General features: G+C 69.5%; 15 protein-coding genes. 2 read left to right on the plus strand and 13 right to left on the minus strand.

Features of this window, described 5'->3' with window-relative positions:
* Window positions 1-8: 8 nt before the first annotated feature.
* From QWI33_RS03900 to proS, 13 genes are all read right to left on the minus strand, one after another.
* Window positions 9-212, minus strand: a complete 204-nt coding sequence (locus tag QWI33_RS03900; protein WP_289955073.1) for a hypothetical protein — start codon at window positions 210-212, stop codon at window positions 9-11.
* Entirely contained in the window at window positions 209-1,885 is a 1,677-nt protein-coding gene (locus tag QWI33_RS03905; RefSeq protein WP_353895350.1) for a nitrite/sulfite reductase, read from the minus strand. Before QWI33_RS03905 ends, QWI33_RS03900 begins: the two co-directional genes overlap by 4 nt.
* Window positions 1,886-2,266: 381 nt before the next feature.
* Window positions 2,267-3,745 (minus strand): sensor histidine kinase, encoded by a 1,479-nt coding sequence (locus QWI33_RS03910; RefSeq protein WP_289955076.1) that lies wholly within the window; start codon window positions 3,743-3,745, stop codon window positions 2,267-2,269.
* A gap of 150 nt (window positions 3,746-3,895) precedes the next feature.
* Window positions 3,896-4,198, minus strand: a complete 303-nt coding sequence (locus tag QWI33_RS03915) for a DUF2469 domain-containing protein (protein WP_091040324.1) — start codon at window positions 4,196-4,198, stop codon at window positions 3,896-3,898.
* Between the two features lie 145 nt (window positions 4,199-4,343).
* Complete coding sequence (locus QWI33_RS03920; RefSeq protein ID WP_289955083.1) at window positions 4,344-4,988, minus strand: ribonuclease HII; 645 nt, start codon at window positions 4,986-4,988, stop codon at window positions 4,344-4,346.
* A gap of 4 nt (window positions 4,989-4,992) precedes the next feature.
* Window positions 4,993-5,688 (minus strand): signal peptidase I, encoded by a 696-nt coding sequence (gene lepB / locus QWI33_RS03925; protein ID WP_289955085.1) that lies wholly within the window; start codon window positions 5,686-5,688, stop codon window positions 4,993-4,995.
* A complete protein-coding gene (lepB, locus tag QWI33_RS03930) occupies window positions 5,685-6,893 on the minus strand; it encodes a signal peptidase I (RefSeq protein ID WP_289955087.1) in 1,209 nt (402 codons plus the stop codon). Before lepB (QWI33_RS03930) ends, lepB (QWI33_RS03925) begins: the two co-directional genes overlap by 4 nt.
* 200 nt (window positions 6,894-7,093) lie before the next feature.
* Window positions 7,094-7,441 (minus strand): 50S ribosomal protein L19, encoded by a 348-nt coding sequence (gene rplS / locus QWI33_RS03935; protein ID WP_270118586.1) that lies wholly within the window; start codon window positions 7,439-7,441, stop codon window positions 7,094-7,096.
* Between the two features lie 86 nt (window positions 7,442-7,527).
* Window positions 7,528-8,298, minus strand: coding sequence for a tRNA (guanosine(37)-N1)-methyltransferase TrmD (gene trmD / locus QWI33_RS03940; protein WP_289955096.1), 771 nt, complete (start codon window positions 8,296-8,298; stop codon window positions 7,528-7,530).
* 16 nt (window positions 8,299-8,314) lie between these two features.
* Complete coding sequence (rimM, locus tag QWI33_RS03945) at window positions 8,315-8,827, minus strand: ribosome maturation factor RimM (protein ID WP_289955635.1); 513 nt, start codon at window positions 8,825-8,827, stop codon at window positions 8,315-8,317.
* 74 nt (window positions 8,828-8,901) lie between these two features.
* On the minus strand, window positions 8,902-9,135 hold the full coding sequence (locus QWI33_RS03950; RefSeq protein ID WP_344473217.1) for an RNA-binding protein: 234 nt from the start codon (window positions 9,133-9,135) through the stop codon (window positions 8,902-8,904).
* Window positions 9,135-9,620 (minus strand): 30S ribosomal protein S16, encoded by a 486-nt coding sequence (gene rpsP, locus QWI33_RS03955; protein WP_270109069.1) that lies wholly within the window; start codon window positions 9,618-9,620, stop codon window positions 9,135-9,137. The genes QWI33_RS03950 and rpsP overlap by 1 nt, the downstream gene beginning before the upstream one ends.
* A gap of 161 nt (window positions 9,621-9,781) precedes the next feature.
* Window positions 9,782-11,188 (minus strand): proline--tRNA ligase, encoded by a 1,407-nt coding sequence (proS, locus tag QWI33_RS03960; RefSeq protein ID WP_289955099.1) that lies wholly within the window; start codon window positions 11,186-11,188, stop codon window positions 9,782-9,784.
* 167 nt (window positions 11,189-11,355) lie between these two features.
* Between proS and QWI33_RS03965 the strand changes: the two genes are divergently transcribed.
* Window positions 11,356-13,758 (plus strand): HAD-IC family P-type ATPase, encoded by a 2,403-nt coding sequence (locus tag QWI33_RS03965; RefSeq protein WP_289955101.1) that lies wholly within the window; start codon window positions 11,356-11,358, stop codon window positions 13,756-13,758.
* 132 nt (window positions 13,759-13,890) lie between these two features.
* Complete coding sequence (locus tag QWI33_RS03970; protein WP_289955103.1) at window positions 13,891-14,850, plus strand: ATP-binding cassette domain-containing protein; 960 nt, start codon at window positions 13,891-13,893, stop codon at window positions 14,848-14,850.
* The last annotated feature ends 26 nt before the right edge of the window (window positions 14,851-14,876 follow it).

Here is a 14,876-nt window from a genome sequence, read left to right on the forward strand (position 1 = left end):
GGGGTACATCACTCGGGCCCTGGGCCCGTGGGCGGCGCCGCGTACACCGGTGCGGCGGCCATCCCGTGGTATTTGACGGCGAAGACGCGGGTGCAGTCCGCGCAGTGCCATCCGCCCTTGAAGTCGACCGCGCTGTCGGCTTCGGGCTCGTACGGCCGGAGGTCTTCCTCGCCGCAGTAGGGGCAGTAGTAGGGAACGACGCGTGCGGTCACTGCAATTCCGCATCGTCGGCCCGGTGGATCCACTGGGCGAAGGTCTCGCCTTCCGACCTGGCCGTGAGGTAGCGACGGGTGAGGCGTTCCACATAGTCGCCGAGGTCGGCCGAGGTGACCTTGAGGCCGCGGGACTTGCGTCCGAGGCTCGCCGCGGAGGCGTGGCCGCCGCCGAGGTGGACCTGGAAGCCTTCGACCTGCTCGCCGGCCTCGTCGGTGACGAGCTGTCCTTTGAGGCCGATGTCCGCGGTCTGGGTGCGGGCGCAGGCGTTGGGGCAGCCGTTGACGTGGATGGAGATCGGCACGTCGAGTTCGGGGACGCGCTTCTCCAGCTCCTCGACGAGGTCGCGGGCGCGGTCCTTGGTGTCGACGATGGCGAGCTTGCAGAACTGGATGCCGGTGCACGCCATGGTGGCCCGGCGCCAGTTGGACGGCTCGGCCTCGAGCCCGATGGCGCGCAGGTCGACGACGGCGTCGCGGACCTTGTCCTCCGGGACGTCCAGGAGCAGGAGCTTCTGGAGCGGGGTGGCGCGAACGCGGTCGGAGCCGTACTTCTCGGCGATGTCCGCGAGCTGGTCGAGGATGGTGCCGGAGACGCGGCCGACGACCGGCGCGACGCCGATGTAGTACTTGCCGTCGGTCTGCTTGTGGACGCCGATGTGGTCGAGGAGCTTCTCGGGGACCGGGGGCTGCTCGAGGTCGGGGAGCTTGCGGCCGAGGTACGCGTCGGACTCGAGGACTTCGCGGAACTTCTCCGCGCCCCAGTCCTTCACGAGGAACTTCAAGCGCGCGCGGGTGCGCAGGCGGCGGTAGCCCCAGTCGCGGAAGATGCGGACCACGTTGACCCACACCTCGACGATGTCGTCCTGGGAGACCCAGACGCCCAGGCGCGGCGCGAACATCGGGTTGGTGGAGAGGCCGCCGCCGACGTAGAGGTCGAAGCCGGGGCCGTGCTCGGGGTGGTGGGCGCCGATGAGCGAGATGTCGTTGACCTCGTACGGGCTGTCGGGCAGCCAGCCGATGGTCGACTTGAACTTGCGCGGCAGGTTGGAGAGGCTCTTGTCGCCGATGAACCGGTCGTAGATCTCCTGGATCTGCGGGGTCGGGTCGATGACCTCTTCGGTGGAGACGCCGGCGACCGGGGATCCCATGATGACGCGCGGGCAGTCGCCGCAGGCCTCCTGGGTGTCGAGGCCGACGGCCTCGAGGCGGCGCCAGATCTCGGGGACGTCCTCGACGCGGATCCAGTGGTACTGGACGTTCTCGCGGTCGGTGACGTCGGCCGTGTCGCGCCCGAACTCCTTGGAGATCCCGGCGATGGTGCGCAGCTGCGCCAGGTTGAGCTGGCCGCCGTCCATGCGCACGCGCATCATGAAGAACTTGTCGTCCAGCTCCTCCTCTTCGAGGATGCCGGTCTTGCCGCCGGCGATGCCGGGCTTGCGCTGGGTGTACAGGCCCCACCAGCGGAAGCGTCCGCGCAGGTCTGCCGGGTCGATGGAGTCGAAGCCGCGGTGTGCGTAGACGCCCTCGATGCGCTGGCGCACGTTGAGCGGGTTGTCGTCCTTCTTGGACTGCTCGTTCTTGTTGAGCGGCTCCCGGTGGCCCAGGGCCCACTGGCCTTGGCCCTTCGGGCGGGACGGTTTGCGCGTTGGCGTTGGCACAGTTCTCCTCATGCGGACACAGATGTGGCGTGGTTCAACGGCAGAATGCCGGAAGGATTTAGCGGCGCATCAGACAGGCGGCGCTGAACACACGGCAGAAGTCGACGTGGCGGCGTGCCACCAGTCGGAGCCCATGTGCGCGAGACATGCCTGCAAGCATGCCACACATCTCAGCGCATGGCATCTGTCGTCCCGCTGCTTGGACGGGGCGTCACATGCGGGAGCCGGGCAGGTCGGATGACCGGCCCGGCTCACTTCCGGCGCTCATCGCAGTGCGCTGCGCCGCATGCTTCGCCCGCTCACTGCAGGGCGCTGCGCTTCCCGCTTCGCCCGTTCCGTTCCTTCGTCACTGCAGGGCGCTGTACTTCCCGCTTCGCCCGTTCCGTTCCTTCGTCACTGCAGGGCGAAGTCGACAACGGCTTCGGTGCCGCCTTCGGCGCGGGGGCGCATGTCGATCGTGCCGCGGAGCTCGCCGGTGACGAGGGTGTGGACGATCTGGAGGCCCAGGCGGGTGGAGCCGGCGATGCGGAAGCCCTCGGGGAGGCCCTTGCCGTGGTCGGAGACGGTGACGCGGAAGTGGTCGCGGTCGCGGGCGACGGAGAGGACGACCTCGCCTTCCTGGCCGGGCGGGTAGGCGTGCTCGACGGCGTTCTGCAGCAGCTCGTTGACGACCATCACCAGCGGGGTCGCGTACTCGCTCGGCAGGACGCCGAAGGTGCCTTCGCGGCGGAGCGTCACCTTCGACTCGGCGACGGAGACTTCGACGGCCATGGAGGCGACGCGGTCGACGATCTGGTCGAAGCCGACCGACTCGTCGCCCGACTGGGACAGGGTCTCGTGGACCAGCGCGATCGAGGAGACGCGGCGCACCGACTCCTCGAGGGACTGGCGGGCCTGCGGGGAGCCGACGCGGCGGGCCTGCAGGCGCAGCAGCGCGGCGACGGTCTGGAGGTTGTTCTTGACGCGGTGGTGGATCTCGCGGATCGTGGCGTCCTTGGTGACCAGCTCGCGGTCGAGGCGGCGGACCTCGGTGATGTCGCGCACCAGCACGAGCGCGCCGGCGGCCTTGCCGCCCGGTCGCAGCGGCAGCGCGCGCATGAGGACCGTGGCGCCCTTGGACTCGATCTCCTTGCGGCGCGGGGTGCCTCCGGCGAGCGCGTCGGCGATGCGGCGGGCCGCGTCCGCGCCGACGTCGGAGTTCGACGGCAGGCTGCGGGTCAGCTCGGCGAGGTCGCGGTCGCGCAGGTGCCCGGTGACGCCCATGCGGCGGTAGGCGGAGAGCGCGTTCGGCGAGGCGTAGCGGACGAGGCCGTCCGAGCCGATGCGGACCAGGCCGTCGCCGATGCGCGGCGCGGTGGTCGGCTCGCCGGGCAGCAGCGGCGGCGGGAAGCCGCCGTCGGTGAGCATCTGCACCAGGTAGTCGGCGGTCTTGAGGTAGTTCAGCTCCAGGTGGGAGGGGCTGCGGGTGTCGGAGAGGTTGGTGTCGCGGGCGGCGACGGCGATGACCTCGCGGCGGTCGCGGCGGCGGACCGGGATGGCCTCGTGGCGGGCGGCGACGTCGCCGCGCCAGACCGGGTCGCCCTCGCGGAAGATCCGGCCCTCGGTGAAGGCGACGTGCAGGTGCTGGGCGTCCTCGCCTTCGAGGATGCGGCCGACCTGGTCCTCCTCGTAGGCGGTCGGGCCGGTGGTGGGCCGGACCTGCGCGAGGCAGACGTACCGGCCGGGGTGGTCCTTGACCGCGGCCCAGAGCAGGAAGTCGGCGAAGGAGAGGTCGGCGAGGAGCTGCCATTCGGCCACGAGCCGCTGCAGGTGCGCCGCGGAGTTCGAGGTCAGGTCGGTGTGCGCGCTGATGACGTCGCGGAGAGTGGACACCCGACCAATACTAGCGGCGGTCCGGGGCCCGGACCCCGACCTCGAACGCGCACCGGCGCAGGTCACCGTGCCCGCTCCGCGGCCGCAAGCGCTCGCCGACGCGGGCAAGCGAAAAGCCCCGCCGCAGAGGGCGGGGCGAGGACCGAGCGGTTACGGGAGCGTCATATCGGGTTTGTCCAGCTCCTCGACGTTCACGTCCTTGAAGGTCAAGACCCGCACGTGCTTGACGAAGCGGGCCGGGCGGTACATGTCCCAGACCCACGCGTCACTCATCTCGACCTCGAAGTAGGTCTCGGCGTCGGCCCCCCGCACGTGGACTTCGACAGCGTTGGCCAGGTAGAACCGCCGCTCGGTCTCGACGACGTAGGTGAACTGCCGCACGATGTCCCGGTACTCCCGGTACAGCTGCAGCTCCATGTCGGTCTCGTACTTCTCGAGGTCCTCGGCGCTCAACGCTCCTCCTTCTCAACGACGGTTCCCACGATAGTGCGCGGGTGCCCCGGTCCGCTCGCGGCTCTCGCAGCGAACGCCGGCGAAGCCGCAAATCGGTGCAGTACCGGACTCCTGGTTTCACCGCGCCCAGTGCCGTCAAACCCGTTCAAACCCCTGCTGCGCACGCGGCGACATTCGCGTAGGACTTGCGGTGCAGCTCGCACGGGCCGAAGCGCCGCAGCGCCTGCTCGTGCATCGCCGTGCTGTATCCCTTATGGACGGCGAACCCGTATTCCGGGTGGTCGCGGTCGAGTTCGGTCATGATCCGGTCCCGCGTGACCTTGGCGACCACGCCCGCCGCGGCGACGCATGCGGCCGTGCGGTCGCCCTTGACCACACCCAGGTTGCCGGGCAGGCCCGGCACCGCGAAACCGTCCGTGAGCACGTACCCGGGACGCTCGGGCAGGCGCGCCACCGCGACCCGCATGCCCTCGAGGTTGCAGACGGCGATGCCGCGCCGGTCGATCTCGTCGGGTCCGTACGCGACCACGCTGATCTCGGCCTGCGACCGCTGCAGCCGCTCGAAGACCCGCTCGCGCGCGGCCTCGGTGAGCAGCTTCGAGTCGTTGAGCTCGTCGAGCCGCGCGCTCGGCGGCAGTCGCACCGCCGCGACGACCAGCGGTCCCGCGCAGGCGCCGCGACCCGCCTCGTCGGCTCCTGCGACCGGGCCGAGGCCGCGCCGGTAGAGCGCGGCCTCCAGCGCGTACAGGTCGCTGTCGCGCCTGATGCGGGAGGGAGCGGGACGGAGCATGGGCTCAGGACGGCGCCGGGACGTCGTCGAAGGTCTCGGGGATGTTGAACCAGGTGAAGTCGGCGACCGGCCAGAAGAGCACGAAGGCCTTGCCGATGACCGCGTCCACCGGGATCGTCGACGACTCGATGTCGCCGCCGGTGCGCACGTACCGCTCGCGCGAGTCGCCCGAGGCCGAGCGGTGGTCGCCCATGACCCACAGGCGGCCTTCCGGCACGACCACGTCGAACGGGTCCTGCGAGGAGAGGTCCTGCTCACCCGTCATCGGGTTCGTGTACAGATAGGACTCTTCTTCGAGCGGTTCGCCGTTGATCGTGATGTTGCCCTCGTCGTCGGCGACGATGTGGTCGCCGCCCACGGCGATCACGCGCTTGATGAACTCGTCCTCCTCCATCACGGAGCGCCACGACTCGGGGGCCGTGAAGACGATGATCTCACCGCGCTCGGGTTCGGAGAAGTCGTAGACGAGCTTGTTGACGAGCACCCGATCGTTGATCAGGAGCGTGTTCTCCATCGAACCGGAAGGAATGTAGTAGGTCTGGACGACCCAGGTCCGCACCACGATCGCCACGAGAATGGCGACGCCGAGCAGGATCGGCAGTTCTTTCCAGAACGATCCCTTCTTCTTGGGCTGCTGTTCTTTGGAGGTCTCCTCGGCGCTCTCACCGTCAGCGCCGGGCGCTTGCCCTTCATCGATCACGGTCCGAGTCTACGCGCTCGCGCTCCGGCCCCAGGGGTCAGCATCACCGTGCCGGGCAAGGAAGGCGGCTGCTGCCAGGCGGTATTCCACGCGGCGGGGACGCCGTCGCCGACGCCGCCGGAGGTCGCGGCGGAGGCCGGCTGCTCCCCCGCCGCCTCGCCGGTCTCGTCGAGGGCGTCGAACGCGTCCGGGATCTCGAGTTCGCGGGCGCGGTCGGTGGGCCAGACGAGGGCGATGGCGCGGCCGATGATGTTCTCCACCGGCACGGTGCCCGAGCAGCGCGAGTCGGAGGAGTCGCCGCGGTGGTCGCCCATGACCCACACTTCGCCTTCGGGCACGGTGAGCTCCTCGAAGCGCCGCGCGCCGCACACGCCGGGCTCGATCTCCAGCGGCGAGTTCTCGTAGACGTACGCCTCCTCGTGGAGGGACACGCCGTTGACGACCACGTTGCCGTCCTCGTCGCAGCAGGAGACGGTGTCGCCGCCGACGGCGATCACCCGCTTGATGAAGTCCTTCTCGTCGGGCTTCGCGAGGCCGATGAGGTCGAGCACGCCGGTGGTGAAGGCCGAGAACGCGCCGGTGTCGCCCGTGGCCGGGCGGTACTCGGGATCCCAGGAGTCGGTGCCGCGGAAGACCACGACCTCGCCGCGCTGCGGGGTGCGCAGCGTGTTCGTGAGCTTGAGGACGAGGACCTTGTCGCCCTCCTGGAGGGTCTGCTCCATCGACCCGGAGGGGATGTAGAACGGCTGCACGGCGAACGTGCGCAGCAGCACGGCCGCCGAGAACGCGATCACGAGCAGCAGCGGCAGCTCGACCCACAGCGACAGGTACTGGCGCTTGTGCGGCTGCGAGAGGCGGCTCTCGGTTCCCTTGCCGCCCTTGCTCTTTCCACTCGGCTCTTCGACGACGTGGTCGTTCGAGGCGGTGGCGCGCCCGACCGCGCCCACCCGTTCGCGTTCGGCGGCCACGCGGTCGTGGGCGGCCGAAGGGGTCTCCGGGCGGCGGAACGTGCGGGTCGCGTCGGGGTCCTGGCGGAGGCGGTGCGTCGCATCGGCGTCGCCGCCGGAGCCCGCGACGGGACCGGTCGGCAGGCCGGGAGGGCGCGCTGGGGCAGGGGGCGGGGCGTCCGGGCCGCCGGGACCGGGGAGGCGGTCCCAACCGATGCGGCGGGGCCCCTTCCCCCCGCCGGGGGTACCAGGACTCATGTGCTGAGGGTATCCGATTGTGCTCATCCGCGGTTCGCAAGCTTTGCCGACCGGGTTCATGCTCGGATCGCAAGCTTCGCCGCCCGCGAACATGCTCGGCTCGCACGCTTCGCCGAGGGCGGCGGGCAGCGAAAAACCCCGGGCGATGCCCGGGGTTCTCCGAAAGCTCGTGCCGGAGACCGGCAGTGGAGCGGCGCGGCTTAGAGCTCGCGCTTCTCCTTGATCTTGGCGGCCTTGCCCTTGCGGTCGCGCAGGTAGTACAGCTTCGCGCGGCGGACCTTGCCTCGCATGGCGATCTCGATGGTGTCGACCATGGGGCCGTGCACCGGGAAGGTGCGCTCGACGCCGATGCCGTAGCTCAGCTTGCGGACCGTGAAGGTCTCGCCGATGCCGGCGCCGTGGCGGCGGATGACGACGCCCTGGAACACCTGGACACGGGACCGGGCGCCTTCCTGGACTCGGACGTTCACCTTGACGGTGTCGCCAGGACGGAAGTCCGGCACGTCGGCGCGCATGGAGGCGGCGTTCAGCTCATCCAGAATGTTCATGGGTTTCGGTCCTCTTGGTTGGTAATGCTCAGAAGTTCTACCGGGAGAGGTACCGCTTGAACGAACGGCACGTCACGGGAACTCACCTACTCTGCCACACCCTGCTCGGGCGGGCTGAACCCGGCCCCTTCGAGGAGGAGCCGGTCACGTTTGTCGAGGCTACCCGGGTCGAGCCGCTCCAGCAAATCCGGGCGGGCCCGCGCGGTGCGAAGGAGTGCCTGCTCACGCCGCCAGCGGTCGACCTTGCCGTGGTCCCCCGAGAGGAGCACGGGCGGGACCTCGTACCCGCGCCATTCGGCCGGGCGGGTGTACGCGGGGGCCTCCAGGAGCCCCGCGGTGTGCGACTCGTCGTCGAGCGACGCGGCGTTGCCGAGGACGCCGGGCACGAGCCGGGTGACGGCCTCGATGATCGCGAGCACCGCGACCTCGCCGCCGAAGAGGACATAGTCGCCGATGGAGACCTCAGTGACCTCCATGCGGTCGGCCGCGTAGTCGACGACCCGCTGATCGATGCCCTCATAGCGGCCGCAGGCGAACATGAGCCAGGGCTCGGCCGCCAGCTCGTGCGCCAAGGCCTGCGTGAAGGGCCGCCCCGCGGGGCTGGTCACCAGCAGGCGCGGCTTCGCGTCAGCGGGGATGAGCTCGTCGAAGCACTCGCCCCACGGCTGCGGCTTCATGACCATCCCGGCGCCGCCGCCGGCAGGGGCGCCGTCCACCGAGTGGTGCACGTCGTGGGTCCAGCGGCGCAGGTCGTGGACGTTGAGGTCGAGCATCCCGCGCTCGCGGGCGCGCCCGATGAGCGAGAGGTCAAGCGGCTGAAGGTATTCGGGGAACACCGTGACCACATCGATTTTCATAGCAGCTCCGAACGCGTTACAGCTCCAGCAGGCCCGGCGGCAGATCCACGTTGATGACCCCGGCTTCGACGTCGACCTCGACGACCATGTCGGCGACGAACGGGATGAGCGCGGGGGTCTGGCCCTGGCGCTTGACGACGAGCGTCTCGTACGCGGCGCCGTGGTCGATGCGGCTGACGGTGCCGACCTCCCCGGCCTCCTTGTCGATGACGGTGAGGCCCATGAGCAGGGTGTCGTGGACTTCGTCCTCCTCGGCGACCAGCTCCTCCTCATCGACCTCGACGCTGAGCAGGACGCCGCGCAGCAGTTCGGAGGCGTTGCGGTCCGAGTGGCCCTCGAAGCCGATCATCGGCCGGCCCTGGTGCCAGCGCACCGTGACGGCCTTGAGCGGCGCGCCCTTGAGCTGGCCGCCCTTGGTCTGGTACTCGACGCCGGGCTGGAACCGGGTCTCGGGATCGTCGGTGCGGACCTCGACGACCACCTCGCCGCGCAGCCCGTGCGGGCGCACGATCCGGCCGACCACCAACACTTCAGACAAGAGAAAACCCCTTTTTAAAGACCGGAACGGCCCCGAGGGAACCCCGGGGCCGTTCCGAACAAGACTCAGTAGGAATCGACGACTTCGACACGAATGCCTTTGCCGCCGATCGAGCCGATGACCTGGCGCAGTGCGTTGACGGTGCGACCCCCGCGGCCGATCACGGTCCCGAGGTCCTCCGGGTTGACCCGGACCTCGAGCCGCTTGCCGCGGCGGGAATCGACCAGACGGACACGGACGTCGTCAGGATTGTCGACGATGCCTTTGACAAGGTGTTCAAGCGCCGGTCGCAGCACGATTACTCCCCTTTGGTCTCAGAGGCCTCGTCGGCAGCGGCCTCGACCTCTTCAGTCTTAGCCGATTCGTCAGCCTTGGCGGCGGACTTCTTCGACTTCGGCGCGGCCTTGGCGGCCTCCTCCGAGACGTACGCCTTCGAGGGGTCGATACCCGACTCCTTGAGGGCGGCCACGTAGAGGCTCTCCTTCTCCGGCTTGGGCTCGGCGACCTTCAGCGGGGCCGGCGCGGGCAGGCCCTTGAACTGCTGCCAGTCCCCGGTCTTGCGGAGGATGGCCTTGACGGTGTCGGACGGCTGGGCGCCCACCGAGAGCCAGTGCTGGATGCGGTCGGACTTGACCTCGATCCGGGACGGGTTCTCCTTCGGGTGGTAGATCCCGACGTTCTCGATCACCTTGCCGTCGCGCTTGACGCGCGAGTCGGCGATGACGATTCGGTACTGGGGAGTACGGATCTTCCCCATTCGCGTGAGGCGAATCTTAACTGCCACGTTTTGTTACTCCTGTAGTAAGGATCACGTTAGCGCGCACGACGTCCAGGGGAATTACTCCGGATTTCGTTCGCGCCGAAACTTGGCCTTGCGTCACGGTAGTTGAGAGGGCTTCCGTCCCAAAGCTCATGTACAGCGACCGAGTCTAGCGCATCGGGTGATCAGTACTGCCGCGCGAGGTAGGCGATGAGACCGGACTCATCCAGGGAGTCCGGCACAGTGCCGTCCTCGCGCTGGAGCACGCGTACGAACACCGCGGACTCGGCCGCTTTCGCCTCCCCCTCGACGCCGCAGGCGTCCCACGGGATGCGGGCGTAACCGGTCTGCGCGGCCTCCACCGCTTCCTCGAGCGTCGCGGCGTCGACGGTGTGGGACTCGCGGAAGGCCACGGCCTCGTCCCACAGCTGGTCCTGTGCGCCCTGGAGGGCGGCGGCAACGGCTTCGGCGAGCATCCCGAGCGGGACGGTCTGCTTCGTGCCCTCGACGCGGCTGGCGATGGTCGCCTCGCCGTTCTTGAGGTCGCGGGGGCCGATCTCGATGCGCACGGGGTAGCCCTTGAGCTCGGCGTCCACGGCGCGGCGGCCGAAGGCCACGTCGCCGCGGTGGTCGAGCTTCACGCGCACGCCGTCGGCCTTGAGCTCGTCGTAGACCTGCTTCGCGGCGGCCTGGACCTCGTCGGTGTCCTTGACGACCATGACGAGGACCTGCACGGGCGCGAGCTTCGGCGGGACGCGGAGGCCCGCGTCGTCGCCGTGGCCCATGATGAGGCCGCCGACCATGCGGGTCGAGACGCCCCACGAGGTGGTCCAGCCGTGGTGCTGCTGGCCGTCGCGGCCCTGGAACTGGATGTCGAAGGCCTTGGCGAACTTCTGGCCCAGCTCGTGCGAGGTGCCCATCTGGAGGGCCTTGCCGTCGCGCATCAGCGACTCGACCGCGAAGGTGTTGAGCGCACCCGCGAACCGCTCGGCCTCGGTCTTGATGCCGCGCAGCACCGGCAGGGCCAGCACGTTCTCGATGAAGTCGGCGTAGACCTCGTGGAGGATGCGCAGCGTGAACGCGTGGGCGTCCTCATAGGTCTCGTGGACGGTGTGCCCCTCCTGCCACAGGAACTCCGAGGAGCGCAGGAACAGGCGGGTCCGCATCTCGTAGCGCATGACGTTGCACCACTGGTTGAGCAGCAGGGGCAGGTCGCGGTACGAGTTCGTCCACTTGCCCATGTACTCGCCGATGATGGTCTCGGAGGTGGGGCGGATCGCGAGCTTCTCTTCGAGCTCCTTGCCGCCGCCGTGGGTGACCATCCAGACCTCGGGGGCGAAGCCCTCGACGTGGTCGGCCTCCCGGCTGAAGTACGACTCGGGGATGAGCAGGGGGAACGAGGCGTTCTCCGTGCCGGTCTCCTTGATGCGGGCGTCAAGCTCGTCGACCATGCGCTCCCACAGGGCGAAACCGGTCGGTCGGATCACCTGCGAGCCCTTCGCCGGGCCGTTCTCGGCCAGCTGGGCCTTGGCGATGACGTCCTGGTACCAGCGAGGAAAGTCCTCGCCCTGCGGTGTGAGTACATTGGCCATAATCAGCGATTCTAGTGGTCGCGCCCTTTGGCGCCGCAATCGGATAAGACCGCGTGGGGGCCGCGTCTCCATTGCCGAACGCCTCGGTCGAATGGAGGAGGCGCGAAACAGGCTCCTCCGTCCTTCGGTGGTGATACAGGACGGCACCAGTCGCATAAGCTGTCGACGTGACAACACCCATGCTGGCAGGTGACCGCGGCCTGACGGCCGCCGAGGTGGCCGAACGCGTCGAGGCCGGAGCCGTCAACGAGGCCAAGCGCCACACCAGTCGACCGCTCTCCGCCATTCTCCGCGCCAACTTCTTCACACCGCTCAACGCCGTCATCGGCGTGCTCGCCGCGATCGCGATCGGCTTCACCGCGATGGAGGAGGGCCTGTTCGAAGGTCTGAAGCAGGGGCTCTTCGCCGGCGTCATCATCGCCAACATCGCGATCGGCACCATCCAGGAGCTGCGCGCCAAACGCACCCTCGACAAGCTCTCGCTGATGAACCGCTCGAACGCGAAGGTCCTGCGCGACGGCGAGGTGCAGGAGATCGAGCCGCACCGGATCGTCCGCGACGACCTCGTCTACGTCGAACCGGGCGACCGGATCGTCGTGGACGGACCCGTCGTCGAGTCCCGCAACCTCGAGATCGACGAGTCGCTGCTCACCGGCGAGGCCGACCCGGTCGCGAAGACCCCCGGCGACGAGGTCCGCTCCGGCTCCTTCGCCGTCGCCGGCACCGGCCTCTTCCGGGCCGAGCAGATCGGCGCGGAGTCCTACGCCGCCAAGCTCGTCGAGGAGGCCAGCAAGTTCACCCTGGCCCGCTCCGAGCTGCGCGAGGGCATCAACCGCTTCATCAAGCTCATCAACTGGCTCATCGTCCCGATCGCGCTGCTCCTCATCATCAGCCAGCTCGCCGACGCCGCCAACTGGCGCCAGATCATCGTCCGCACCGTCGCCGGGATCGTGCCGATGATCCCCGAGGGCCTGGTGCTCCTCACCTCCGTCGCGTTCGCCGTCGGCGTCATCCGCCTCGGCGCGCGCCACGTCCTCGTGCAGGAGCTCCCCGCCATCGAAGGCCTCGCCCGCACCGACGTGCTGTGCCTCGACAAGACCGGCACCCTCACCGAGGGCGGCATGGACGTCGACGAGATCCGCCCCATCGACGGCACCGACGCCACCGGCATCAACGCCGCGCTCGCCGCCCTGGCCGCCTCCGACGACAGCCCCAACCCGACCATGCAGGCCGTCGCCGAGTACCTGCGCGAGCGCGGGGTCGCCGACCCGAACTGGCGCGTCATCGACGTCATGCCGTTCTCCTCGGCCCGCAAGTGGAGCGGTACCCGCTTCACCGACAACGGCACCTGGCTCCTCGGCGCGCCGGACATCCTCCTCGAGCAAGGCGACCCCGTCGCCCTCGAAGCGGACATGCTCGCCGCCCAGGGCCTGCGCGTGCTCGCCCTCGTCACCGCCGAATCCGCCTCCACCACCGGCGGCGTCAGCGGCGTCAAGGCCCAGGCCCTCGTGGTCCTGCGCCAGCGCCTGCGCGAGACCGCCGCGGCCACCCTGGCGTACTTCAAGGAGCAGGGCGTCAAGGTCAAGATCATCTCCGGCGACTCCCCCGCCGCCGTCGGCGCGGTCGCGGCGCAGCTGGGCGTGGACGGCTCGGCCGACACGGTCGACGCGCGCCGCCTCCCGGAGGACCCGGAGGAGCTCGCGGACCTGCTCGAGCGGGCCACGATCTTCGGGCGCGTGAAGCCGCACCAGAAGCAGGCGTTCGTGAAGGCCCTCCAGTCGCGCGGGCACACCGTGGCGATGACCGGCGACGGCGTGAACGACGTACTGGCGCTCAAGGACGCCGACCTCGGCATCGCGATGGGCTCGGGTTCGGCGGCGGCGCGCTCGGTCGCGCAGGTGGTGCTGCTCGACGACGAGTTCGCTACGCTCCCGCACGTGGTGGACGAGGGCCGGCGGGTGCTCGGCAACATCGGCCGGGTCTCGAACCTGTTCCTGACGAAGACCGTCTACGCGATCGCGCTCGCGCTGTTCATCGCGGTGGGCGCGATCTCGGCGTGGGCCACGGGCAACGACGCGCTGCCGTACCCGTTCCTGCCGATCCACCAGTCGCTCATCAACCTGTTCACGATCGGGCTCCCGGCGTTCTTCCTGGCGCTCGCGCCCACGTTCGAGCGGGCGCGGCCGAACTTCGTGCGGCGGGTGCTCAAGTTCGCGATCCCGGCCGGCATCTGCTGCGCGGTGCCCACGTTCGTCGTGTACCTGATGTCGCTGGCGCATGACGGGACCGATTCGCAGCTGCCGCAGACGACGGCGGCGATCACGCTGTTCTGCCTCGCGCTCACCGCGCTGGCGATCGTGGCGAAGCCGTACGTGTGGTGGAAGGTCCTCCTGGTGGGCGGCTGCGCGGCGGCGTTCGTGACCGTGATCGCGGTGCCGCCGCTCGCGGCGTTCTACGAGCTGGAGCTGCCGGGCGTGTGGAACACCACAGCGGCGGCGATCGCGGTGGGCTCCGGTGTGGCGGCGCTGCTGTTCTGGCTGGTCGTGCGCCCCAAGCACCTCAAGGACTAGCCAGCGGCCATCCGGATTCCCCGGACAGACCCTAGGCTCCGGCCCCCGCTACATCCGATGTAGCGGGGGCCGTGGCGTTCGCGTAGCGCCTTCTGGATGAGAGCAACTGAGCGAATCATCCAGGAGGCGGACATGTCGCAGCGCGACCTCGCGATCCGAGCCGAAGGGCTCGTCAAGCACTTCAAGGACGTCAAGGCGGTCGACGGCGTGGACCTCGAGGTCCCGGCCGGCACGGTCTACGGCGTGCTCGGCCCGAACGGGGCCGGCAAGACCACCACGGTTCGGATGCTGGCCACCCTGCTGCGTCCGGACGCCGGGAACGCGACCGTGTTCGGCCGCGACCTGATCTCGGACGCCGCCTCGGTGCGGTCCCAGGTGAGCCTCACCGGGCAGTACGCGTCGCTGGACGAGGACCTGACCGGGCTGGAGAACCTGGTGCTGCTGTCGCGGCTGTACGGCTACGGGAAGCCGGCGGCGCGGTCGCGCGCCGCCGACCTGCTGGAGGCGTTCGGATTGACCGCCGCCGGCGGCAAGCTGGTGAAGGCGTACTCCGGCGGTATGCGCCGGCGCCTGGACATCGCGGCCTCGATCATCGTGACGCCGAAGCTCCTGTTCCTGGACGAGCCGACGACGGGTCTGGACCCGCGCAGCCGCAACCAGGTGTGGGACGTGGTCCGGACGATCGTCGGCGAGGGCACCACGGTGCTGCTGACGACCCAGTACCTCGAGGAGGCCGACCAGCTGGCGAGCCGCATCGCGGTCATCGACACCGGCAAGGTCATCGCCGAGGGCACCCCGGGCCAGCTGAAGTCCTCGGTGGGCGCGGGCTCGATCCGGGTGCGGCTGCACCACGCCGACCAGCGCGAGCACGCGCAGAAGGTGCTCACCGGGGCGCTGGCCGGGGAGGTCGCGTTCGACGACGACCCGGTGGCGCTCACCGCGCGCCTGGCCCCGGGCCAGGACACCGCCGAGCAGGGCTCGCACGCCCTCGGCGAGCTGGCCCGCGCCGGCATCCTCGTGGACGACTTCTCGCTCGGCCAGCCGAGCCTGGACGAGGTCTTCCTCTCGCTCACCAACAAAGTCGACGCCTAACCCCTACGGACTTTCAGGAAGGAACT

The organism is Glycomyces tritici, from assembly GCF_030403505.1.

What these genes read in the sequence shown, in the direction of transcription:
- QWI33_RS03905 (WP_353895350.1), bottom strand. Translation starts at nt 1,885, where the DNA reads ATGAGGAGAACTGTGCCAACGCCAACGCGCAAACCGTCCCGCCCGAAG.
- QWI33_RS03920 (WP_289955083.1), bottom strand. Translation starts at nt 4,988, where the DNA reads ATGCTCCGTCCCGCTCCCTCCCGCATCAGGCGCGACAGCGACCTGTAC.
- lepB (WP_289955087.1), bottom strand. Translation starts at nt 6,893, where the DNA reads ATGAGTCCTGGTACCCCCGGCGGGGGGAAGGGGCCCCGCCGCATCGGT.
- rplS (WP_270118586.1), bottom strand. Translation starts at nt 7,441, where the DNA reads ATGAACATTCTGGATGAGCTGAACGCCGCCTCCATGCGCGCCGACGTG.
- trmD (WP_289955096.1), bottom strand. Translation starts at nt 8,298, where the DNA reads ATGAAAATCGATGTGGTCACGGTGTTCCCCGAATACCTTCAGCCGCTT.
- proS (WP_289955099.1), bottom strand. Translation starts at nt 11,188, where the DNA reads ATGGCCAATGTACTCACACCGCAGGGCGAGGACTTTCCTCGCTGGTAC.
- QWI33_RS03970 (WP_289955103.1), top strand. Translation starts at nt 13,891, where the DNA reads ATGTCGCAGCGCGACCTCGCGATCCGAGCCGAAGGGCTCGTCAAGCAC.